1 protein-coding gene is annotated in these 602 nt (G+C 60.3%); it reads left to right on the forward strand.

Annotated elements, in window-relative coordinates; all coding sequences use genetic code 11:
- Nucleotides 1–602: IS3 family transposase (locus tag FEV53_RS20675; protein WP_142836449.1), on the forward strand; the 602-nt coding region annotated here is incomplete at both ends.

Raw genomic sequence — 602 nt, forward strand, 5'->3', positions numbered from 1 at the left:
CATTTTTTCAAAGCCAGCAAACACCGTTACGGGTCCAAGCGTATCCACCGGGATCTGCGCGCTGACGGGGAGCGCGTCTCGGAGCGGCGCGTGGCCAGAATTATGCGGGAAAACAGGATCTCAGCCCGCCTGAGAAAGCCGCGCAAGCCGTTGACCACGAACAGCAATCACAAGCTGAAACCGTCGCCCAACCTGCTGCAGCAGGCATTTCATTGTATCACCCCGAACACGGTTTGGCTCGCAGACATCACTTATGTCGACACTGACGAGGGGTGGCTCTACCTGGCGGCCGTCAAGGATATGGCGACCCGCGAAATCGTCGGCTGGTCCATAGCCGATCACCTGGGCGCACAGCTGTGCTGCCACGCGCTCCGGATGGCTCTGCACCGGCGCGGGCCAGTCCCCGGTCTGATCGCCCACTCCGATCACGGTGTGCAATATGCCAGCGGGGACTATCGCAAGATCATCCGCCACGCCAAGCTGGAGCAATCCATGAGCCGCAAGGGTCAGTGCCTCGATAACGCCCCGATGGAGAGCTTCTTTTCTTCGCTGAAAAAGGAGCTGGTCCATCGCCATCGGTTCAGAACCCGAGAACAGGCCAG

The organism is Palleronia caenipelagi, assembly GCF_007004065.1.
Taxonomy (GTDB): Bacteria; Pseudomonadota; Alphaproteobacteria; order Rhodobacterales; family Rhodobacteraceae; genus Palleronia; species Palleronia caenipelagi.